The organism is Enterobacter quasiroggenkampii (genome assembly GCF_043972695.1).
Lineage (GTDB): Bacteria > Pseudomonadota > Gammaproteobacteria > Enterobacterales > Enterobacteriaceae > Enterobacter > Enterobacter quasiroggenkampii.
This window is the reverse complement of sequence record NZ_CP143745.1, coordinates 3,288,973-3,311,701: the sequence shown is the minus strand read 5'-3', so window position 1 is coordinate 3,311,701 and position 22,729 is coordinate 3,288,973. Positions and strand designations below refer to the sequence as shown.

Annotated in this window: 14 protein-coding genes and 2 tRNA genes; 10 read left to right on the top strand and 6 right to left on the bottom strand. The window is 59.6% G+C overall.

Annotated features, from left to right (window positions below; translation table 11 throughout):
- The first annotated feature begins 5 nt into the window (after window positions 1-5).
- The 4 genes from V1572_RS15895 to V1572_RS15880 are packed head-to-tail and all read left to right on the top strand — an operon-like array spanning window position 6 to window position 8,770.
- Window positions 6-794, top strand: coding sequence for an ABC transporter ATP-binding protein (locus V1572_RS15895; RefSeq protein ID WP_021240347.1), 789 nt, complete (start codon window positions 6-8; stop codon window positions 792-794).
- A gap of 13 nt (window positions 795-807) precedes the next feature.
- Window positions 808-4,794 carry a nitrite reductase large subunit NirB gene (nirB, locus tag V1572_RS15890; RefSeq protein ID WP_248221602.1) on the top strand — a complete coding sequence of 1,329 codons (3,987 nt, stop codon included), beginning with the start codon at window positions 808-810 and terminating at the stop codon, window positions 4,792-4,794.
- A complete protein-coding gene (locus V1572_RS15885; protein ID WP_395299365.1) occupies window positions 4,791-7,316 on the top strand; it encodes a molybdopterin-dependent oxidoreductase in 2,526 nt (841 codons plus the stop codon). The genes nirB and V1572_RS15885 overlap by 4 nt, the downstream gene beginning before the upstream one ends.
- 47 nt (window positions 7,317-7,363) lie before the next feature.
- The gene (locus V1572_RS15880) at window positions 7,364-8,770 is read left to right on the top strand and encodes a YchO/YchP family invasin (protein ID WP_395299364.1); all 1,407 of its coding nucleotides are present in this window, start codon (window positions 7,364-7,366) and stop codon (window positions 8,768-8,770) included.
- Window positions 8,771-8,773: 3 nt separating this feature from the next.
- On the opposite strand, the gene narL is transcribed toward V1572_RS15880, so the two are convergent.
- Both narL and narX read right to left on the bottom strand, forming a co-directional pair.
- A complete protein-coding gene (narL, locus tag V1572_RS15875; protein WP_008499531.1) occupies window positions 8,774-9,424 on the bottom strand; it encodes a two-component system response regulator NarL in 651 nt (216 codons plus the stop codon).
- A complete protein-coding gene (gene narX, locus V1572_RS15870) occupies window positions 9,417-11,213 on the bottom strand; it encodes a nitrate/nitrite two-component system sensor histidine kinase NarX (RefSeq protein ID WP_048029745.1) in 1,797 nt (598 codons plus the stop codon). Before narX ends, narL begins: the two co-directional genes overlap by 8 nt.
- Before the next feature lie 309 nt (window positions 11,214-11,522).
- On the opposite strand from narX, the gene V1572_RS15865 reads away from it, so the two are divergent.
- The 5 genes from V1572_RS15865 to narI all read left to right on the top strand — a co-directional run bounded on the left by V1572_RS15865 (window position 11,523) and on the right by narI (window position 19,960).
- Entirely contained in the window at window positions 11,523-12,920 is a 1,398-nt protein-coding gene (locus V1572_RS15865; RefSeq protein WP_014884177.1) for a NarK family nitrate/nitrite MFS transporter, read from the top strand.
- A 380-nt stretch (window positions 12,921-13,300) separates the two neighbouring features.
- Window positions 13,301-17,044, top strand: a complete 3,744-nt coding sequence (locus tag V1572_RS15860) for a nitrate reductase subunit alpha (protein WP_069719045.1) — start codon at window positions 13,301-13,303, stop codon at window positions 17,042-17,044.
- Window positions 17,041-18,576, top strand: a complete 1,536-nt coding sequence (gene narH / locus V1572_RS15855; protein WP_063621892.1) for a nitrate reductase subunit beta — start codon at window positions 17,041-17,043, stop codon at window positions 18,574-18,576. The genes V1572_RS15860 and narH overlap by 4 nt, the downstream gene beginning before the upstream one ends.
- The gene (gene narJ / locus V1572_RS15850) at window positions 18,573-19,283 is read left to right on the top strand and encodes a nitrate reductase molybdenum cofactor assembly chaperone (protein WP_045908972.1); all 711 of its coding nucleotides are present in this window, start codon (window positions 18,573-18,575) and stop codon (window positions 19,281-19,283) included. The genes narH and narJ overlap by 4 nt, the downstream gene beginning before the upstream one ends.
- The gene (gene narI / locus V1572_RS15845) at window positions 19,283-19,960 is read left to right on the top strand and encodes a respiratory nitrate reductase subunit gamma (protein ID WP_023312107.1); all 678 of its coding nucleotides are present in this window, start codon (window positions 19,283-19,285) and stop codon (window positions 19,958-19,960) included. Before narJ ends, narI begins: the two co-directional genes overlap by 1 nt.
- Here narI and V1572_RS15840 read toward each other — a convergent pair.
- Entirely contained in the window at window positions 19,957-20,853 is an 897-nt protein-coding gene (locus V1572_RS15840) for a DMT family transporter (RefSeq protein ID WP_395299996.1), read from the bottom strand. The two genes, narI and V1572_RS15840, sit on opposite strands and share 4 nt — an antisense overlap.
- Before the next feature lie 107 nt (window positions 20,854-20,960).
- On the opposite strand from V1572_RS15840, the gene V1572_RS15835 reads away from it, so the two are divergent.
- Window positions 20,961-21,404: an Lrp/AsnC family transcriptional regulator gene (locus V1572_RS15835; RefSeq protein WP_021240337.1), complete on the top strand. Its 444-nt coding sequence runs from the start codon at window positions 20,961-20,963 to the stop codon at window positions 21,402-21,404.
- Between the two features lie 77 nt (window positions 21,405-21,481).
- Here V1572_RS15835 and V1572_RS15830 read toward each other — a convergent pair.
- The 3 genes from V1572_RS15830 to purU all read right to left on the bottom strand — a co-directional run bounded on the left by V1572_RS15830 (window position 21,482) and on the right by purU (window position 22,686).
- A tRNA-Tyr gene (locus V1572_RS15830) sits at window positions 21,482-21,566 on the bottom strand.
- Window positions 21,567-21,601: 35 nt separating this feature from the next.
- Window positions 21,602-21,686: transfer RNA gene (locus tag V1572_RS15825), tRNA-Tyr, on the bottom strand.
- Window positions 21,687-21,843: 157 nt separating this feature from the next.
- The gene (purU, locus tag V1572_RS15820; RefSeq protein ID WP_023312104.1) at window positions 21,844-22,686 is read right to left on the bottom strand and encodes a formyltetrahydrofolate deformylase; all 843 of its coding nucleotides are present in this window, start codon (window positions 22,684-22,686) and stop codon (window positions 21,844-21,846) included.
- Between the last annotated feature and the right edge of the window lie 43 nt (window positions 22,687-22,729).

The window sequence follows — 22,729 nt, the reverse complement described above, 5'->3', positions numbered from 1 at the left end:
CGAACATGAAACCATTAATCCAGGTCCAGGCCGTGAGCCAGCGTTTTTCCACCGCCAGCGGCGAATTTCTGGCGCTGCAGAACGTCTCCTTTGATATCCATGAGGGCGAAACCGTCAGCCTGATTGGGCACTCCGGCTGCGGTAAATCGACGCTGCTTAATCTTATCGCTGGGATCACGCTGCCGACGGAAGGCGGGCTGATTTGCGACAACCGCGAAATTGCCGGGCCGGGTCCGGAGCGCGCGGTGGTATTCCAGAACCATTCGCTGCTACCGTGGCTCACCTGCTTCGACAACGTGGCCCTGGCGGTAGATCACGTGTTTCGCCACAGCATGAGCAAGGCGGAGCGCCGGGAGTGGATTGAGCACAACCTCGACCGCGTACAGATGGGGCACGCCTTGCACAAGCGCCCGGGGGAGATCTCCGGCGGCATGAAGCAGCGCGTCGGGATTGCCCGCGCGCTGGCGATGAAGCCGAAAGTCCTGCTGATGGATGAACCCTTCGGCGCGCTGGATGCGCTGACGCGCGCCCATCTGCAGGACTCGGTGATGCAGATCCAGCAGGCGCTGAACACCACAATCGTGCTGATTACCCACGACGTGGACGAGGCGGTGCTGCTCTCCGATCGCGTGCTGATGATGACCAACGGCCCGGCGGCGACCGTCGGGGAGATCCTGCACGTTGACCTGCCGCGCCCGCGTAACCGGGTGCAGCTGGCTGACGACAGCCGCTATCACCACATGCGCCAGCAGATCCTGCATTTCCTCTATGAAAAGCAGCCGAAAGCGGCGTAGCGAGGGGGCTTTGATGCGACTGGTCATTATCGGAAATGGCATGGCGGCCACGCGGCTGATTGCCTCGCTCACCGGGCGTGCTGCCGATCGTTTCGCAATTACCGTCATCGGTGACGAGCCGGAGCATGCCTATAACCGCATCCAGCTTTCGCCGGTGCTGGGCGGTGAAAAAACGGCGGCGGGCATCAGTCTTCAGAATGACGACTGGTACCAGGAACGGGGCGTGACGGTGCTGCGGGGCGAAAAGGCGCTCGCCGTGAATGTGGACACGCGGGAAGTGCAAACCACCGCCCGCACGCTGGGCTGGGATGCGCTGGTGTTTGCCACCGGATCAACGCCCTTTGTTCCGCCAATTCCCGGCTGCGATGCGCCGCATGTCTTCACGTTCCGTACCCTTGAGGATATCCGGGCCATAGGGGCGATCGCCGGTCCGGTGGTAGTGCTGGGCGGCGGCGTGCTCGGGGTTGAGACGGCGGCAGCGCTGGCGCGCTCAGGGGACAACGTCATCCTTGTTCATCGCGGTCCGTGGCTGATGGAGCAGCAACTGGATGAGCAGGCGGGCGTGCTGCTGGAAGAGGCGCTGGCGGCGCGGGGCGTGCGCTGTGAGCTCGCCTCTGGCATCGCGGCGATTGACGGGAATAGCGTGACGCTGCTGAACGGACGCAGCGTCACCGCCGCGCGCGTGGTGCTGGCGACGGGCGTGCAGCCTAACGTCGTACTGGCGCAGGCCAGCGGCATTCGCTGCGCGCGCGGCATCGTGGTGGATCACCAAATGCAAACCTCCGTGCCGGACGTCTACGCCATTGGCGAATGCTGCGAAATTGACGGCCAGACGTTTGGCCTGGTCGCCCCCTGTCTGGCGCAGGCGGATATCCTCGCCGCACGGCTGGCCGGAGACGTCACCGCGCCATTTGCCCTGACCGACAACGGCATGCACCTCAAGGTGACCGGCGTGGAGCTGTTCAGCCTCGGTCGCGCGGCAGAGCAGGAGGGCGATGTGGTCTGGAGCGCATGGGATGCGCTGACCCGTCACTATCGTCGCTTACTGATCCATCAGGGGGCGCTGGCTGGCGTGCTGCTGATGGGGGACTGCCGCAGCGCGGCAACATTTACCGATTTACTGGCAACGGCTGCGCCCGCGCACGCGGACTGGCTGTTCGATCGTTTCACTACGCAACCGCAGGTTGCAGGACAGAACGCTATGACAAAACCTACTCTGGTGGTGGTTGGGCACGGTATGGTCGGCCATCATTTTCTCGAAGACTGCGTTAACCGCAATCTGCATCAGCAGTATCAGATCGTTGTCTTTGGCGAGGAGCGCTATGCCGCCTACGACCGCGTGCATCTGTCGGAATATTTTGGCGGCCGCAGTGCGGCGTCGCTTTCGCTGGTGGAGGGGGATTTCTTTGCCGACAACGGCATTGAGCTGCGCCTGTCGCAGCAGATTGTCGCTATCGATCGCGACGCGCGCGTGGTGCGTAGCGCCAGCGGGCACGAAACCCACTGGGACAAGCTGGTGCTGGCGACCGGCTCATACCCGTTCGTGCCGCCCGTGCCGGGCCACGATTTGCCGGGCTGTTTTGTCTACCGCACCCTTGACGATTTGGACAAGATTGCGGCGCATGCGGCGGGCTCACGCCGCGGTGTCGTGATTGGCGGCGGGCTGCTGGGGCTGGAGGCGGCGAATGCCCTGAAGCAGCTCGGGCTGGAAACTCACGTGGTGGAGTTTGCGCCCAATCTGATGGCGGTCCAGCTCGACAACGACGGCGCGGCGATGCTGCGCAAGAAAATCGAGGCGCTTGGCGTCGGTGTGCATACCAGTAAAGCAACGACGGAGATCGCCGCCGCGGACGGCGGGCTGGTGCTGCGCTTTGCCGATGGCGAACAGCTTGAAACAGACATGGTGGTGTTTTCTGCCGGCATTCGTCCGCAGGACGCGCTGGCGCGCAGCAGCGGGCTGGCTATCGGCGAACGCGGCGGGATCGGCATTGACGACCGCTGTCAGACCTCCGATCCGGACGTGCTGGCCATTGGTGAATGCGCCCTGTGGGAAGGGAAAATCTTCGGGCTGGTTGCGCCCGGCTACCAGATGGCGCGGGTGGCCGCCGCCGCGCTGGCGGGAGAGGAGAAAACCTTCGCCGGCGCGGATATGAGCACCAAACTCAAGCTGCTGGGCGTGGACGTGGCCTCGTTCGGCGATGCTCACGGCCGCACGCCGGGGGCGCTGAGCTACCAGTGGACGCACGGCCCGCAGCAAATCTACAAGAAAATCGTGGTCAGCCACGACGGCAAAACGCTGCTCGGCGGCGTGCTGGTGGGTGATGCCAGCGAATACGCCACGCTGGTACAGATGATGCTCAACGGGATAGCCCTGCCAAAAGAGCCGGAAACGCTGATATTACCCGCGTCGTCAGGCAGTGCGCCAAAAGCGCTCGGCGTGGCAGCGCTGCCGGAAAGCGCACAAATCTGTTCGTGTCATAACGTCAGCAAAGGCGATATCTGTCAGGCGGTAAGTGCGGGCGCAACGGATATCGGCGCGATTAAGCAGTGCACCAAAGCGGCGACCGGCTGCGGAGGATGTAGCGCACTGGTGAAGCAGGTGATGGAGTTCCAGCTGGCGGCGCAGGGCGTGGAGGTGAAAAAGGACATCTGCGAACACTTCCCGTACTCGCGTCAGGAGATTTACCACCTCGTGCGCGTCAACCATATCCGCACCTTTGACCAGCTCATTAGCCGCTACGGTCAGGGACACGGGTGCGAAATTTGTAAGCCACTGGTGGGGTCAGTGCTCGCCTCCTGCTGGAACGAGTATCTGCTGAAACCGTCACACCTGCCGCTGCAGGATACCAACGACCGCTACTTCGCCAATATCCAGAAGGACGGTACTTACTCCATCGTGCCGCGCATGCCTGCGGGGGAAGTGACCGCCGACGGGCTGATCGCCATCGGCCAGATTGCGAAACGCTACAGCCTGTACAGCAAAATCACCGGCGGCCAGCGTATCGACCTGTTTGGCGCCACGCTGGAACAGCTGCCGGAGATCTGGCAGGCGCTGGTGGAAGCCGGATTCGAAACCGGGCACGCCTACGGCAAATCCCTGCGAACGGTGAAATCCTGCGTCGGGTCGACCTGGTGTCGCTACGGCGTGCAGGACTCCACCGGCCTCGCGGTCAGGCTCGAGCACCGTTACAAAGGCCTGCGCGCCCCGCACAAAATCAAAATGGCGGTCTCAGGGTGTACCCGCGAATGCGCCGAGGCGCAGAGTAAAGACGTGGGGGTGATTGCCACCGATAAGGGGTGGAACCTCTACCTGTGCGGCAACGGCGGCATGAAGCCTCGCCATGCGGATCTCTTCGCCAGCGATCTCGATGATGACACGCTGATCCGCACCGTCGATCGATTCCTGATGTTCTACATCCGCACGGCGGATCGCCTGCAGCGCACCAGCACCTGGATGGACAACCTGGAAGGCGGTCTCGACTACCTTCGGGAGGTGATCCTCAACGATAGCCTGGGCATCGCCCACGAGCTGGAGCAGGAGATGGCCCGGGTGGTGGAGACCTACCAGTGCGAATGGCAAACCACGCTTAACGATCCGAACCGTCTGGCGCTGTTCCGCACGACGGTGAACGACATCACAGCGGATCAAGGTAAACGCTGGCAGGAAATCTGTGGCATCGACGATATCCCCGAGCAGGCGGGCATTGGCGCGCGGCTTGGGCGTAAGCCGATTGCGTTGTTCCGATTTGGCAAAACCGTCTATGCCCTTGACGACCGGGAGCCTGGCAGCAGCGCGAACGTGCTTTCCCGAGGCATTCTTGGCGATGCGGCGGGGGAGCCGGTGGTGATCTCTCCGCTCTACAAGCAGCGTATTCGCCTGCGCGACGGCTGTCAGGTGGAGAACGGCGAACCCGCGGTGCGCGCCTGGCCGGTCAAAATTGAGAACGGCAAGGTGTGGGTCGGTAATGATGCCCTGGTAATGCGTGCGGAGGCCTCATGACGGAAACCCGGACAACGTGTCCCTACTGCGGGGTCGGCTGCGGCGTGGTCGCCCGCGTGGACGGTGAAACGGTCAGCGTTCGGGGGGATGAAACCCATCCTGCGAACTTTGGCCGCTTGTGCGTGAAAGGATCGGCCCTGGGGGAAACAATGGGGTCACAGGGGCGATTGCTGCGCCCCGTTGTTGACGGTGCTGAGGTGGCCTGGGCGCAGGCGCTGGGAGCGGCAGGCGAGCGCCTCCAGGACATTATCGACAAATGGGGGCCGCAGGCGGTGGCGTTTTACGCGTCCGGGCAATTGCTTACCGAGGATTATTACGCCGCCAATAAGCTGATGAAAGGGTTTATCGGCGCGGCGAACATTGATACCAACTCCCGGCTCTGCATGTCATCGGCGGTCGTGGGCTACAAGCGCGCCTTTGGTGAAGATGTCGTGCCGTGCAGCTACGAGGATGTGGAAAACAGCGATCTGGTGGTGCTGGTGGGCTCAAACGCGGCCTGGACGCATCCGGTGCTGTATCAGCGCCTGGTACAGGCAAAGCACAACAATCCGGAGATGAAAGCGGTGGTCATCGATCCGCGCAGAACCGCCTCCTGTGATATTGCTGACCTGCATCTGGCGCTCACTCCCGGCAGCGACGCCGGGCTGTTCGTCGGTCTGCTCAATGTGATTCAGGGAACGGACGCGTGGCCGATATCCCGCGTGGCGGCGTTTTGCGGCCTCTCGCCGCAGGATATTGGTACGTTTTACGACTGGTTTATGACGGCGCCCAGGGCCATCACGCTCTACACCATGGGAATCAACCAGTCCTCCAGCGGCAGCGACAAATGCAGCGCCATCATTAACGTGCACCTTGCCAGCGGGAAATTTAACCGTCCGGGCTGCGGCCCGTTTTCGCTGACCGGACAGCCAAACGCGATGGGCGGAAGAGAGGTGGGCGGGCTGGCAAATCAGCTGGCGGCGCACATGAACTTTGAGCCGGACGATCTCTCGCGGGTGGCGCGTTTCTGGGGAACGGAACGGCTTGCGCAGACGCCGGGCTTGATGGCGGTGGAGCTGTTTGACGCCATTGCCCGCGGCGAGGTGAAGGCGGTGTGGATCATGGGCACCAATCCTGCCGTCTCGCTGCCGGACAGCCACGCGGTGTGTCAGGCGCTGGGGCGCTGCCCGCTGGTCATTGTCTCTGAGGTGATGAACGATACCGACACCAGCCGGTTTGCCCATATTCGCTTTCCGGCGCTGGCCTGGGGAGAGAAGGACGGTACGGTAACCAATTCCGAGCGACGCATTTCGCGCCAGCGCGCGTTTCTGCCCGCGCCCGGTGAGGCAAAGCCGGACTGGTGGATCGTCGCGCAGGTGGCGAAACGGCTGGGGCACGGCGACGCCTTTGCCTGGCAGCATCCCCACGAGATTTTTTGCGAGCATGCGGCGCTGACGGCCTTTGAAAATGACGGCGCGCGGGCCTTAAACCTTCACGACCTGGCTACGTTAACCCGTGAGGAGTGGGAGCGGCTTGAGCCCTGGCAGTGGCCTGGGGGGGATTTTCCGTGCCGAAACATTGTTCCCGTTGACCCACAGTCGCACGGTGCGACGGTCAGCGCGTTGTACCCGCTGATTCTCAACTCCGGGCGCATCCGCGATCAGTGGCATACCATGACGCGAACAGGATATGTGGCCAGACTCATGCAGCATATCGCCGAACCCTTTGTTGAGGTTTGCCCCGCAGACGCCGTTCGGTTTTCCCTGTGCGGCGGCCAGCTGGCGCGCATCAGTTCGCCGCGCGGCGTCATGGTTGCAAGAGTGCGCATCAGCGACGCTCAGCGTGAAGGGAACGCTTTTGCCCCGATGCACTGGAACGCTGAGTTTGCCCGCCAGGGAAAGGTGAATGCACTGGTGGAAGGGCGCTGCGATCCGGTTTCGGGGCAGCCGGAGAGTAAACAAACCGCCGTCAGAATCCAGCCCTGGCAGCCCGCCTGGCAGGGAGAACTCTATGCCCGCGAAGGACTGGAAATGCCCTCTCCGGTTTACTGGTGGCGTAAAGCTTCACGCCTGACGGTGGCGTGCGATAAACCGCTGCTGTCGTGGGTAATGGAATACGCCAGCGGCCGGGGCTGGCAACTGCAGGTTGCTCAGGCCGGTGAACGCAGCAGTGTGCTGGCCTGGTATGAAGGCCAGCTTATGCTGGGTTTCTGGGAAGGTACCGCGTTACCGGCGCTGGCGCATACGGTGATTGAAGCCGCTTTTCATTCACCACCCGTGCTGCCCGCAGAACGCCACGCCCTGTTGAACGGGCAGAGCGTCGGGAGGGCGACGGATCCGGGACGCATTATCTGTAGCTGTTTCAGCGTCGGGGAAGAGGCGATACGGGAGGCGATTGCCGGAGGGTGTGATTCCGTCACCGCGCTGGGGGCTAAGCTGCGCTGTGGTACGAACTGTGGTTCCTGCGTGCCGGAGCTGAAAGGGCTGTTTCAGGATAATCCTGAAATGTCCGCCAGGACTGCATTTCAGGGCTTATCGCGTTAACATAATAAGAGTTTATTCATAAACACAGGTTCTTATTGACGACGTTGATGGCTGTATCGTCCCGCATTCGTTTGCTGTTTTTACTCCCCCTTCTTACGGCCGGAGCCGTTCACGGTGCGCCGAATTCCTTTATGCATCAGGCGCAGCACCCCTTTGATAATAACGGGGACAGTCTGCCCGACCTCGGCATGGCGGCGCCCACCGGCGAAGGGGAAAAACATCTGGCCGAAATGGTGAAAGCCTTCGGTGAAGCCAGCATGACCGACAACGGGCTGACAACCGGCGAGCAGGCGCGTCAGTTTGCCTTTGGTCAGGTGCGCGACGCGGTAAGCGGGGAAGTGAACCAGCAGATTGAGTCCTGGCTGTCGCCCTGGGGAAACGCCAGCGTGAACCTGCTGGTGGATAACGACGGCAAATTTAACGGCAGCAGCGGGAGCTGGTTTATCCCGTGGAATGATACTAACCGCTACCTGAGCTGGAGCCAGCTTGGCCTGACGCAGCAGACGGATGGCCTGGTCAGCAATGCCGGAATCGGTCAGCGCTGGGTCGCCGGGAAGTGGCTGCTGGGCTACAACACCTTTTACGATAATCTTCTGGATGAAAACCTGCAGCGTGCCGGGCTGGGGGCGGAAGCGTGGGGGAAAAATCTGCGCCTGTCAGCGAACTATTATCAGCCCTTTGCCGGATGGCGCGCGCGATCTGACGTTCAGGAGCAGCGCATGGCGCGCGGATATGACGTGACCGCTAAAGCCTGGCTGCCGTGGTTTCATCACCTGAACACCAGCGTCAGCTTTGAGCAGTACTTTGGCGATAACGTCGACCTGTTCAACAGCGGCACCGGGTACCACAACCCGGTTGCGGTCAATCTGGGGCTTAACTATACCCCCGTTCCGCTGGTGACGTTGACCGCCGGGCACAAGCAGGGCGAAAGCGGCGAGAGCCAGAATAACCTCGGACTGAAGCTCAACTATCGCTTTGGCGTGCCGCTGGCAAAGCAGCTATCCGCCGATGAGGTCGCCGCCACGCGATCCCTGCGCGGCAGCCGCTACGACTCACCTGAGCGCACCAGCCTGCCGGTGATGGAGTTCCGCCAGCGTAAAACGCTATCCGTCTGGCTGGCCACGCCGCCGTGGGATCTGAAAGGGGGTGAGACCGTGATGCTGAAGCTGCAGGTTCGCAGCACGCACGGCATCCGTCAGATCCACTGGCAGGGCGATACGCAGGCACTGAGCCTGACGTCGCCGGCGAAAAGCAACAGCAGCGACGGCTGGAGCGTGATTATCCCTGCCTGGGATGATCGGGAAGGGGCGACAAACCGCTGGCACCTGTCGGCGGTGGTAGAAGATGAGAAAGGCCAGCGCGTCTCGTCCAATGAGATCACGCTGGCAGTGGTGCAGCCGCTGGTCGCACTGCCTGACGACGATCCGCGCTGGAATCTGCTGCCGGAGGAGTAGTCCTTAGAAGATGCGTTCCTGATGCACCCACACGGCGGCTTCAACGCGAGATTTTAACTTCATTTTCTTCAGCATATGCTTCACGTGCACTTTGACCGTGCTTTCGGTGATATCCAGACGGCGGGCGATCATTTTGTTCGGCAGCCCTTGGGCAATCAGTTTGAGAATGTCGCGCTCGCGCGGCGTGAGCTGGCTGACGTCACGGTCAGAGGTGGCGCGGTTAGCGCGCAGGCTGGCGGCCAGCACTGGCGTTAAGGCTTCGCTGAGCACCATCTCGCCCGCCGCCGCCTGCTGCAGCGCCTTAAGCAGATCTTCCGGCTCCATGTCTTTCAGCAGATAGCCATCCGCACCGCGCTTCAGCGCCGTGACCACGTCCTCTTCATGGTTCGACACGCTAAAGACGACGATGCGGCCGGAAAGCGATTTTTCCCGCAGCTTGTCGAGGGTCTCCAGACCGTTCATGCCCGGCATATTCAGATCGAGCAGGATCAGATCGGGATCGAGGGATTCGGCAAGCTCAATGCCCTGTTCACCGTTGCTGGCTTCGCCCACCACGGTGATATCGGGTGCCATGCTGACCAGCTGTTTCACGCCAGTACGCAGCATCGGATGGTCGTCGATCAACAGGATGGATGCCGGTTCCTGATTAGTCATGGGTTTCTCCTTGAGCAGTTGTGAGCGGTTTCTCGGGAATAAAGGTGACGACAACTTCCGTGCCGCCCGTTTCTCTCCGGCGAACCTGGCAATCACCGCGCAGGCTTTGAGCGCGGTCTCGCATAATGATTAAACCATAGTGGTTAGTGCGTTCGGCATTTTCCGGCACGCCGCGGCCGTTATCGTGAACCGTCAGTTTCACCTGATTATCATGCTGGCTGACGGTGACCGTGACCGCCGTTGCTTCAGCGTGTTTAAGCACGTTGCTCAGCGCTTCGCGGGCGATCTGCAGTAGATGGATGGCCTGATGGGAGGGGACAAACCGCGGCGGCAGCTGATAATCCAGCTTCACCGGGAACCCCAGTCGGGCGCTAAATTCGTGACAGCTGGATTCCAGCGCCGGGCGCAGGCCCGGCTCGGTCAACTGCAGGCGGAAGGTGGTCAGCAGCTCGCGCAGCTGCACCCAGGAGGTGTTCAGCTCGTTGCGGATCTGGCTGAGCAGCTGTTTGTTGCTTTCGGGCATCTCCGCATCCTGCATCTGCAGGCAGCTCACCTGCATTTTCATACAAGAGAGCGACTGGGCGATGGAATCGTGCAGCTCGCGGGCGATGGTCGCGCGCTCTTCCATGACGATAAGCTGCTGCTGTTTTTCCTGATGCCTGTCGAGCGCCAGCGTGGCCGTCAGCTGTTCAACCAGCGTATCCACCAGCTGCTGCTGGTCGTGGCTCAGGTGGCGTCCGGTTGGTAGGGTGGCCAGCAGAATGCCGTACTGGGTGTGGCTGTCCGTCAGGCGCCACTTCAGGGTCGTGCCGCCGGAGGTCAGCGGCGGCAGGCCGCGAGGGCAAAGATGGCAGCCTTTGTCATCGCAGGACATATCGGATTGACAGGTAAATTCCTGGTGGTTCTCTTCGTCTTCCACATCGTAGACCCGCAGCTCCAGGTCGCGCAGCAGGGTCAGATTTTGCAGGCCGTTCAGCACCGGCGAAAGACGTTCACACAACGGCACCTGCATGTGCAGCCGACGGTTGGCCTGCCAGAGGAAGGAGAGGATCTCGTTTTTCTGCTCCAGCCCGGCCGTTTTTTCCTGAACGCGCTGTTCCAGCACCGCGTAGCTCTCGGAGAGCTCTGCCGACATGGTATTGAGAGCCTGGCCGAGCATGGCCATCTCGTTGCGCCCGCTGATGTGCGTGCGCTGGGTAAAATCGCGTGCGGTCACCGCGCGGGCCATTGCCAGCAGCTGTTTCCAGGGATTTAACAGCCGCGCGCGGAGCCACACGATGGTGAAGATCAGCAGCAGCCCCATAAACAGGGCCATGGCCCGGTGTACCATCACCACCCGGTCGATGCGTAATTCGGTCGTCTGGTCAAAAGCGGAGACCAGCGCGTCAATGCGGGAGACAAACCCCGCCACGTCCTGGGCAACAGCTTCTGTACTGCGCGCCTGTTTCAGGCCGGGCTGCAGCTGGGTGTGCCAGTACCCCTGAAGGGCTTTCAACTGGGACTGCTGGCCGGCGCGAATGGCGGCGTTTTCCAGCTCGGGGCTGAACGCCGTGCGCTCCATTTCATCGATTAAAGGCCGATCGTCCTGCGTCAGGGGAACCGCCGCCAGCAGGCGATAACTCTGCATGCGTAGTGAGCCTGCCTCGTTGATGGCATGCGCATTACCCTGTACCCCTTGTACCAGCCAGCCGGAGATCGCCATGCCGGTCACGCCGATGGCGGTGGACAGCAAAACGATCAGAGCGAGCTGATTCACGAGCGTCAGCGGAGATAAACATCTTTTTAACATAGAGGTGGCGTGCTCCTGACGTGGCCTGCTTGCAGGAATGGCGCTATTCTGGTGCATACCCTGGAGTATACCCATACCAATAAAGGATTACCCCTAAATTGCCAACGGAGTAGGGGGCAAGAGGTGGGCGTTGCAGGGAATCGTCAGTGCCGTGAAAAACCACGTCTTTTTTACCGAATTAGCCTACTCACTAAGGATAACACCTTTTTTTGTGCCGCAAATCCTCCCACTTTTCCTTTGATTTATATCAACTTACCGCCGCCCTAAAACCCTAATGTTTGCAGCATCATTCGAGAATCAGAGGTGTCTATGAGTCACTCATCCGCTCCCGAAAGGGAAAATGGTGCCGTTATTACTGACTGGCGTCCAGAGGATCCGGCGTTCTGGCAACAGCGCGGCCATCGTGTAGCAAGCCGAAATCTGTGGATTTCCGTGCCGTGTTTGTTATTAGCGTTTTGCGTATGGATGTTGTTTAGCGCGGTGGCAGTAAACCTGCCTAAAGTCGGCTTTACGTTCACGACCGATCAGCTGTTTATGCTGACCGCGCTGCCGTCGCTGTCAGGCGCGTTGCTGCGCGTCCCTTACGCGTTTATGGTGCCGGTCTTTGGCGGCCGTCGCTGGACGGCATTCAGTACGGGCATCATGATCGTCCCCTGCGTGTGGCTGGGCTTCGCGGTGCAGGATACCTCCACGCCGTTCAGCGTGTTCGTGATTATCTCCCTGCTGTGCGGCTTTGCCGGGGCGAACTTCGCCTCCAGCATGGCCAACATCAGCTTCTTCTTCCCGAAAGCGAAGCAGGGCGGCGCGCTGGGGATTAACGGCGGTCTGGGCAATATGGGCGTGAGCGTGATGCAGCTGATCGCTCCCCTGGCGATCTCGGTCTCGATTTTTGCAGCCTTTGGCGGCGGTGGCGTTGAGCAGGCGGACGGTTCTTCCCTCTATCTGCAAAACGCAGCCTGGATCTGGGTGCCGTTCCTCGTGGTCTTCACCCTCGCAGCCTGGTTCTTTATGAATGACCTGTCCGCGTCGAAGGCGTCGCTGAGCGAACAGCTGCCGGTGCTGAAGCGTGGACACCTCTGGGTGATGGCGCTGCTGTATCTGGCGACCTTCGGTTCGTTTATCGGCTTCTCGGCGGGCTTCGCGATGCTGTCGAAAACGCAGTTCCCGGACGTCCAGATCCTGCAATTCGCCTTCTTCGGCCCATTTATTGGCGCCCTTGCTCGCTCGCTGGGCGGCATGGTGTCTGACCGTCTGGGCGGTACCCGCGTGACGCTGGTTAACTTCGTCGTGATGGCGGTCTTCTGTGCGTTGCTGTTCCTCACGCTGCCGGCCGACGGACAGGGCGGTAACTTCATCGCCTTCTTCGGCGTGTTTATGGTGCTGTTCCTGACGGCCGGGCTGGGGAGCGCGTCCACCTTCCAGATGATCTCCGTGATCTTCCGTAAGCTGACCATGGACCGCGTAAAAGCGCAGGGCGGAAGCGAAGAACAGGCCATGCGCGAAGCGGCGACGGATACGGCTGCGGCGCTGGGCTTTATCTCCGCCATCGGCGCGATTGGCGGCTTCTTTATCCCGAAAGCGTTCGGTATCTCTCTGGACCTGACCGGCTCTCCGGCCGGTGCCATGAAAGTCTTCCTCGTCTTCTATATCGCCTGCGTCGTGATTACGTGGCTGGTATATGGCCGTAATACCAAGAAAAATAAGTAAGTATGATTATCCGTTTACGCGGCCTTCGGGCCGCGTTTTTTTTGGCGTCAAAATAGTTACAACATACTGGTTACCATGCCGAGGAAATCCGCAGGCAGCATTGTGATCGCCATCGCTTTACAGGGCGCTCTACCCCTTAATACCTGCGAGGTTAAATTTTGCCTGGCGGTTTGTACGATAAATTAAAAATAACGATATATTTCATATGGATATGAAATTTTAAATGATACCGCTTTGGTGGTATTAGGTGTAACCCCTCGCCTGAAAGTCCCTCGTCGTCTTGATCGTTATCAATTCTCCCCCTCTTTCAGGGCGTTACCTTCGCTGCAAATCAGCAATGTCGATTTAGAGAGCCACAGGCTCCATACAGGAGATACCCGATGAGCAAATTTTTGGACCGGTTTCGCTACTTCAAGCAGAAGGGCGAAACGTTTGCCGATGGGCACGGCCAGGTTCTGGATACCAACCGGGACTGGGAAGACGGTTACCGCCAGCGCTGGCAGCATGACAAAGTCGTCCGTTCGACCCACGGCGTGAACTGCACTGGCTCATGTAGCTGGAAGATTTTCGTTAAAAACGGTCTTGTGACCTGGGAAATGCAGCAGACCGACTATCCTCGCACCCGCCCGGATATGCCGAACCACGAACCGCGCGGCTGCCCGCGTGGCGCCAGCTACTCCTGGTATCTCTACAGCGCGAACCGTCTGAAATACCCCCTGATGCGCAAGCGCCTGATGAAAATGTGGCGTGAAGCGAAAGTGCAACACAGCGATCCAGTGGATGCCTGGGCCTCTATCATTGAAGACGCGGATAAAGCGAAAAGCTTCAAGCAGGCTCGCGGCCGCGGCGGCTTTGTGCGTTCCTCCTGGAAAGAGGTGAACGAGTTGATTGCCGCCTCCAACGTCTACACCGTGAAAACCTACGGTCCTGACCGCGTGGCGGGCTTCTCGCCGATCCCGGCGATGTCGATGGTCTCTTACGCTTCCGGCGCGCGCTATCTCTCCTTAATCGGCGGTACCTGCCTGAGCTTCTACGACTGGTACTGCGACCTGCCACCGGCGTCTCCGCAGACCTGGGGCGAGCAGACCGACGTGCCGGAGTCTGCGGACTGGTACAACTCCAGCTACATCATCGCCTGGGGCTCTAACGTGCCGCAGACCCGTACGCCGGACGCACACTTCTTTACCGAAGTCCGTTACAAAGGCACCAAAACCGTGGCGGTGACCCCGGACTACGCCGAAATCGCCAAGCTGTGCGATCTGTGGCTGGCACCGAAGCAGGGTACCGATGCGGCGATGGCGATGGCGATGGGCCACGTCATGCTGCGCGAGTTCCACCTGGATAAACCAAGCCAGTACTTCACCGACTACGTCCGTCGCTACACCGACATGCCGATGCTGGTCATGCTGGAAGAGCGTGACGGGTACTATGCCGCAGGCCGTACGCTGCGCGCCGCCGATCTGGTGGACGCGCTGGGCCAGGAAAATAACCCAGAGTGGAAAACCGTTGCCTATAACAGCAACGGCGAGCTGGTGGCGCCAAACGGCTCTATCGGCTTCCGCTGGGGCGAGAAGGGCAAGTGGAACCTTGAGCAGCGTAACGGCACGACCGGTGAAGAGACGGAGCTGCGCCTGAGCATGCTGGGAAGCCAGGACGAGATCGCCGAGGTGGGCTTCCCGTACTTCGGCGGTGAAGGTTCCGAGCACTTCAACAAGGTTGAACTGAAAAACGTACTGATGCACAAGCTGCCGGTAAAACGCCTGCAGCTGGCCGACGGGTCTACCGCGCTGGTCACCACCGTCTATGACCTGACCATGGCGAACTACGGCCTGGAACGTGGTCTGGGCGATGAAAACTGCGCCACCGGCTATGACGATGTGAAAGCCTACACCCCGGCATGGGCAGAGCAGATCACCGGCGTTCCACGCGCGCAGATCGTGCGTATCGCCCGCGAGTTCGCGGAAAATGCCGACAAAACCCATGGTCGTTCAATGATCATCGTCGGTGCGGGTCTGAACCACTGGTATCACCTCGATATGAACTACCGTGGCCTGATCAACATGCTGATCTTCTGCGGCTGCGTTGGTCAGAGCGGCGGCGGCTGGGCACACTATGTGGGCCAGGAAAAACTGCGTCCACAGACCGGTTGGCAGCCGCTGGCGTTTGCCCTCGACTGGCAGCGTCCGGCACGCCACATGAACAGCACCTCCTACTTCTATAACCACTCCAGCCAGTGGCGCTACGAGACGGTCACCGCGCAGGAGCTGCTGTCGCCGATGGCGGATAAATCCCGCTACAGCGGCCACCTGATTGACTTCAACGTGCGCGCCGAGCGCATGGGCTGGTTGCCGTCTGCGCCGCAGCTGGGCACTAACCCGCTGCGCATCGCGGAAGCGGCAAAGCAGGCGGGCATGTCACCGGTGGATTACACCGTGAAATCGCTGAAGGATGGCTCAATCCGCTTCGCGGCGGAACAGCCGGAGAACGGTAAAAACCACCCGCGTAACCTGTTCATCTGGCGCTCCAACCTGCTGGGCTCGTCCGGTAAAGGCCACGAGTACATGCTGAAATACCTGCTTGGTACCGAAAACGGTATCCAGGGGAAAGATCTCGGCAAGCAGGGCGGCGTGAAGCCGGAAGAGGTGGAGTGGAAAGACAACGGTCTCGACGGCAAGCTGGATCTGGTGGTCACTCTCGACTTCCGTCTGTCCAGTACCTGCCTGTACTCCGACATCGTGCTGCCTACCGCCACCTGGTATGAAAAAGACGACATGAATACCTCGGATATGCATCCGTTTATTCATCCGCTGTCTGCGGCCGTTGACCCGGCGTGGGAATCGAAAAGCGACTGGGAGATCTACAAAGACATCGCGAAGACATTCTCCGAAGTCTGCGTGGGGCACCTCGGCAAAGAGACCGACGTGGTGACGCTGCCCATCCAGCACGACTCTGCCGCCGAACTGGCGCAGCCGCTGGACGTGAAGGACTGGAAAAAAGGCGAATGCGATCTGATCCCGGGCGTGACCGCACCGCACATCATTCCGGTTGAGCGTGACTACCCGGCAACGTACGAGCGCTTTACCTCTATCGGCCCGCTGATGGAGAAAATCGGTAACGGCGGGAAAGGGATCGCCTGGAACACCCAGAGCGAAATGGACCTGCTGCGCAAGCTCAACTACACCAAAGCGGACGGTCCAGCGAAAGGCCAGCCAATGCTCAACACGGCAATTGATGCGGCAGAGATGATCCTGACCCTGGCACCGGAAACCAACGGCCACGTGGCGGTGAAGGCCTGGGCAGCGCTGAGCGAGTTCACCGGTCGTGACCATACGCACCTGGCGACGAATAAAGAGGAAGAGAAAATCCGCTTCCGCGATATTCAGGCCCAGCCGCGCAAGATTATCTCCAGCCCGACCTGGTCAGGCCTGGAAGACGAGCATGTGTCCTATAACGCCGGCTACACCAACGTTCACGAGCTGATCCCATGGCGCACCCTGTCCGGCCGCCAGTCGTTGTATCAGGATCACCAGTGGATGCGCGACTTCGGTGAAAGCCTGCTGGTGTACCGTCCGCCAATCGACACCCGCTCCGTGAAAGCGGTGATGGGCGCGAAATCGAACGGTAACCCGGAGAAGGCGCTGAACTTCCTGACGCCGCACCAGAAGTGGGGGATCCACTCCACCTACAGCGACAACCTGCTGATGCTGACCCTGTCGCGCGGCGGTCCGATTGTCTGGATGAGCGAAACGGATGCCAAAGATCTGGGTATTGAAGATAACGACTGGATCGAAGTGTTCAACAGCAACGGTGCCCTGACGGCGCGTGCGGTGGTGAGCCAGCGCGTACCGGCCGGGATGACCATGATGTACCACGCGCAGGAACGTATCGTTAACCTGCCGGGGTCAGAGATCACCGAGCAGCGCGGCGGGATCCACAACTCCGTGACCCGCATTACGCCGAAGCCGACCCACATGATCGGTGGCTATGCGCAGCTGGCCTACGGCTTTAACTACTACGGCACCGTAGGATCGAACCGCGATGAGTTCGTGGTGGTACGTAAGATGAAGAATATTAACTGGTTAGACGGCGAAGGTAATGACCAGGTACAGGAGAGCGTAAAATGAAAATTCGTTCACAAGTCGGCATGGTGCTGAATCTGGATAAATGCATCGGCTGCCATACCTGCTCGGTCACCTGTAAAAACGTCTGGACCAGCCGTGAAGGTATGGAATACGCCTGGTTCAACAACGTGGAAAGCAAGCCGGGCACCGGCTTCCCGACCGACTGGGAAAACCAGGAGAAGTGGAAGGGCGGCTGGATCCGCAAAATCAACGGCAAGCTGCAGCCGCGCATGGGTAACCGTGCGATGTTGCTGGGAAAAATCTTCGCTAACCCGCATCTGCCGGGCATCGATGATTACTACGAGCCGTTTGATTACGACTACCAGAACCTGCACAACGCGCCGGAAGGCAAACACCAGCCGATCGCCCGTCCTCGCTCGCTGATCACCGGTCAGCGCATGGACAAAATTACCAGCGGTCCAAACTGGGAAGAAATTCTGGGCGGCGAGTTCGAGAAACGCGCCAAAGACCAGAACTTCGAGAACATGCAAAAGGCGATGTACGGCCAGTTCGAAAACACCTTCATGATGTATCTGCCGCGCCTGTGTGAGCACTGCCTTAACCCGGCGTGCGTGGCGACCTGCCCGAGCGGCGCCATCTACAAGCGTGAAGAAGATGGCATCGTGCTGATCGACCAGGACAAGTGCCGCGGCTGGCGTATGTGCATCACCGGCTGCCCGTACAAAAAGATCTACTTCAACTGGAAGAGCGGCAAGTCTGAGAAGTGCATCTTCTGCTACCCGCGTATTGAAGCCGGTATGCCGACCGTCTGTTCCGAAAGCTGCGTAGGCCGTATTCGCTACCTCGGCGTGCTGCTGTACGACGCGGACGCGATTGAAAACGCAGCGAGCACCGAGAACGAGAAAGATCTGTATCAGCGTCAGCTGGACGTGTTCCTCGATCCGAACGATCCGAAGGTCATTGAGCAGGCGCTGAAGGACGGCATTCCGCAGAGCGTGATTGACGCCGCGCAGCAGTCGCCGGTGTACAAGATGGCGATGGACTGGAAGCTGGCCCTGCCGCTGCATCCGGAATACCGCACGCTGCCGATGGTCTGGTACGTGCCACCGCTGTCGCCGATTCAGTCTGCCGCTGACGCGGGCGAGCTGGGCAGCAACGGCATTCTGCCGGACGTAGAGAGCCTGCGCATTCCGGTGCAGTACTTGGCAAACCTGCTGACCGCAGGGGATACCCAACCGGTCCTGCTGGCGCTGAAACGTATGCTGGCGATGCGCCACTTCAAGCGTGCCGAAACCGTGGACGGCGTGACCGATACCCGCGCGCTGGAAGAGGTTGGTCTGACCGAAGCGCAGGCGCAGGAGATGTACCGCTATCTGGCGATTGCCAACTACGAAGACCGCTTCGTGGTGCCGAGCAGCCACCGTGAGCTGGCCCGCGAAGCCTTCCCGGAGAAAAATGGCTGTGGCTTTAGCTTTGGCGATGGTTGCCACGGGTCAGACAGCAAATTCAACCTGTTCAACAGCCGCCGCATCGACGCCATGGATGTGACCAGTAAAACGGAGCCGCACTCATGATTGAACTTGTCATTGTTTCTCGACTGCTTGAGTACCCGGATGCGGCGCTAGCGCAGCATCAGCAGGAACTCTTTGATGCACTCGCGTCTTCAGAAAACCTGGATAAAGAGGATGCCCAGAAGCTTGGCGTTTTCCTCCGCGACCTGTTAGCGCGCGACCTTCTGGACGCGCAGGCGGACTACAGCCAGCTGTTTGACCGTGGACGTGCAACGTCCCTGCTGTTGTTTGAACACGTCCACGGTGAATCCCGTGACCGCGGTCAGGCGATGGTGGATCTGATGGCCCAGTACGAACAGCACGGCCTGCAGCTCGACAGCCGCGAGCTGCCGGACCATCTGCCGCTCTATCTGGAGTATCTGGCGCAGTTGCCGAAAGAGGAGGCGTTGGGTGGTCTGCAGGACATCGCGCCGATCCTGGCGCTGCTCGGCGCGCGTCTTCAGCAGCGTGAGAGCCGCTATGCGGTGCTGTTCGATCTGCTGGTGAAGCTGGCCAACGCCGCGGTCGACAGTGAAAAAGTGGCGGAGAAAATCGCCGATGAAGCCCGTGACGATACGCCACAGGCGCTGGATGCGGTATGGGAAGAAGAGCAGGTGAAATTCTTCGCTGACCAGAACTGCGGGGAATCAGAAATCTCAGCGCATCAGCGTCGTTTTGCCGGTGCCGTGGCCCCGCAATATTTGAATATCTCTAACGGAGGACGGCACTAATGCACTTCCTGAATATGTTCTTCTTTGACATTTACCCGTATATCGCGGGCACCGTGTTCCTGGTGGGAAGCTGGCTGCGTTATGACTACGGCCAGTACACCTGGCGTGCCGCCTCCAGCCAGATGCTGGATCGCAAAGGGATGCATGTGGGCTCTAACCTGTTCCACATCGGTATTCTGGGCATTTTTGCCGGTCACTTCCTCGGGATGCTGACGCCGCACTGGATGTATGAAGCGTGGCTACCGATTGAGGTGAAGCAGAAGATGGCGATGATCGCCGGCGGTGCCTGCGGGGTGATGACCTTAGTCGGTGGCCTGCTGCTGCTGAAACGTCGTCTGTTCAGCCCACGCGTGCGTGCTACCACGACCGCTGCGGACATCCTGATCCTCTCCCTGCTGATGGTGCAGTGCGCGCTGGGTCTGTTGACCATTCCGTTCTCGGCGCAGCATATGGACGGCAGTGAAATGATGAAGCTGGTGGGCTGGGCGCAGTCCGTGGTGACCTTCCACGGCGGAGCGTCTGCGCACCTGGACGGCGTAGCGTTTATCTTCCGTGTTCACCTGGTGCTGGGGATGACGCTGTTTGTGCTGTTCCCGTTCTCCCGCCTGGTGCATATCTGGAGCGCGCCGGTGGAGTACCTGACGCGCAAATACCAGATAGTACGCGCCCGTCGCTAATTTGCCGTTTTGATACCAACCCCGCACTCGCGGGGTTTTTTTTCGCCCCAGCCCAGGTTGTTACCCGCGGCGGCAAACAGGATAAGCGCGCCACCCGCCAGCTGCGTCAGGCTCAGCGCATGTCCGAACAGCAGATTATCAACCACAATTGCTACCACCGGATAGATAAACGACAGGGAGCCGGTAATGGGCGTCGGCAGCTTCTGAATCGCGCTGTAGAGCAGCTGGTACATAATGCCGGTATGGACAATGCCGAGCGTGAGCAGGATCGGCCAGGGGAAATCACCGGATAATGACGGCAGGCTTGCAAACGGCAAAAGCATCACGACGCCCGTCAGCACCTGGATAAAGGCGATATGCTGCGGTGCAATGGACTTCAGCTTGCGGGCAATCATGGCCGTTAGCGCGTAGAAGAATGCCGCGGACATGGCCAGACCGATTCCGGCGAGCCATTCACCGCCATGCGCGCCGGTCAGCTCGCTGGAGAGCAGTATCACCACGCCGCCAAAGGCGAGAAACAGCCAGCCCCATTTCACCAGGCTGACGCGTTCCCCTAAAAACATCCCCATCAAGACCAGCATAAACGGCTGGGTGTTATAGACCACGGTCGAAAGGCCAATCGAGATCCGCTCATAGGCTGCGAAGAGCAGCAGCCAGTTCACCACGAGCGCCACGCCGCCGAGAATAGCCAGCAGCAGCGTGGTGCGGGTGAGGGGACTAAAGGGCTTTTGACTGACCCGGATAAAAATAAAAAGCGCCATAGCCCCGATAAGACAGCGCCAGAACACCACTTCCGTCACCGGCAGACCGGAGAGCAAAACAAACGCGCCGATAGAGCCGGAAATTAACATCGCCAGGCTCATTTGCCAGACGCCTTTATGTAAATCACGCATCATCCACCTCCTGATTAATGACGCTATTGTCGAAAATCGCTGTCGGGTTTTACAGGGGTGATATAAGGTTGAAAAGGTAAATGACTTTTTAAAATTAGGTGAAAAGAATGGAATGCCTTATCGATGATATCGACCGACAAATTTTAGCCTGTTTGGTTGAGGATGCGCGCATGTCGTTGAAGGTGCTCAGCGGCCGCATCGGTCTGACGTCCCCCAGCACGGCAGAACGCCTGAAGAGGCTGGAAGAGCGCGGTGTGATCCAGGGTTATGGTGCACGGGTGAATCTGGCGGCGCTGGGGTATACGCTGCAGGCGCTGGTACGGGTTCGCCCCTTACCGGGTCTGTTGCATAAAGTGGATAAGTACATTCAGGCGATGCCGGAGTGTATTGAGAGCGACAAAGTGACCGGGGAAGATTGCTTTGTGATTAGGCTGGTGGTGCGATCGATAGAGCAGCTGGATGCGCTGCTGGACGGTCTGGCAGAGCATGCTCAGTGTAATACGTCGATTGTGAAGAGTTCGCCGGTCAGGCGTCGTTTGCCGCCGATGTAGCCATTTTTCGCCGGGTGGCGGCTGCGCCTTACCCGGCCTACAAAGGCGGACTTGGTTTTTTTATGTTGGGGGAATGATGGTGGTGGGGGAAGGATTCGAACCTTCGAAGTCGATGACGGCAGATTTACAGTCTGCTCCCTTTGGCCGCTCGGGAACCCCACCAGGGGTAATTCAAATTTTGAGGTCGTGCTGAGAGATGGTGGTGGGGGAAGGATTCGAACCTTCGAAGTCGATGACGGCAGATTTACAGTCTGCTCCCTTTGGCCGCTCGGGAACCCCACCACGGGGTAATGCTTTTTACTGGCCTGCTTCCTGCTGGAAGCGGGGCGCATCATATCAAATGAGACGCCCCTGTAAAGCATTCCTTTAGGGAAACGAAGTTGTTTGCCTGCTTTTTATCCGTAAAGGCGCAAAGCTAATCAATTCATTTTCCGAAAGATTAAAGAATGATGGTTCTGTTACCGTAAACGAAGACTCGCTGAGCCAGCACCTGATACAGCGCGCGGCTTAACACATTCTTCTCAACGTCACGACCTGCGCGCATCATGTCCTCAGCGGTGTAGGTGTGATCCACATGAATCACGTCCTGCATGATGATGGGACCTTCGTCCAGGTTGTCATTCACGTAATGGGCTGTCGCGCCGATGATCTTCACGCCGCGCTCGTAGGCCTGGTGGTATGGACGCGCGCCAATAAAGGCCGGCAGGAACGAGTGGTGGATGTTGATGATCTTGTTCGGGAAACGCGCCACGAAAGATGGCGTTAACACGCGCATGTATTTCGCCAGCACCACGTAGTCCGGGTTATGCGCTTCAATGGCCTGCGCCATCAGATCGTCGTGCTCTTCGCGGGTATGGCCTTCATGGCTGACCAGCTCGAACGGAATATCAAAGCGCTCGACCAGCGTACGCAGCGTCTCGTGGTTGCCAATCACGGCAGCAATTTCAACGTCCAGACCGCCGTAGTTGGCCTTCATCAGCAGGTCACCCAGGCAATGTGCTTCTTTGGTCACCAGGATCACGATGCGGCGTCGGCCCGCAGGGGTCAATTCGCGCACGGAGCCTTCCGGAAGCGCGCTGTCCAGATCGGCCAGCAGCGTGGTGTCGTTGAAAATACCTTCCAGTTCGGTACGCATGAAGAAGCGGCCGGTACGGTGGTCAACGAACTCGTTGTTCTGCACGATATTCAGTTCATGTTTGTAGCAAATGTTGGTAATTCGTGCGATCAGCCCTTTTTGATCGGGACAGATGGTGCGCAGAACTTTACGTTGTAATGATTGCATCGCCGGGAAATCCTGTTTGTATTTGCGAAGTCTGGGTTGTCAG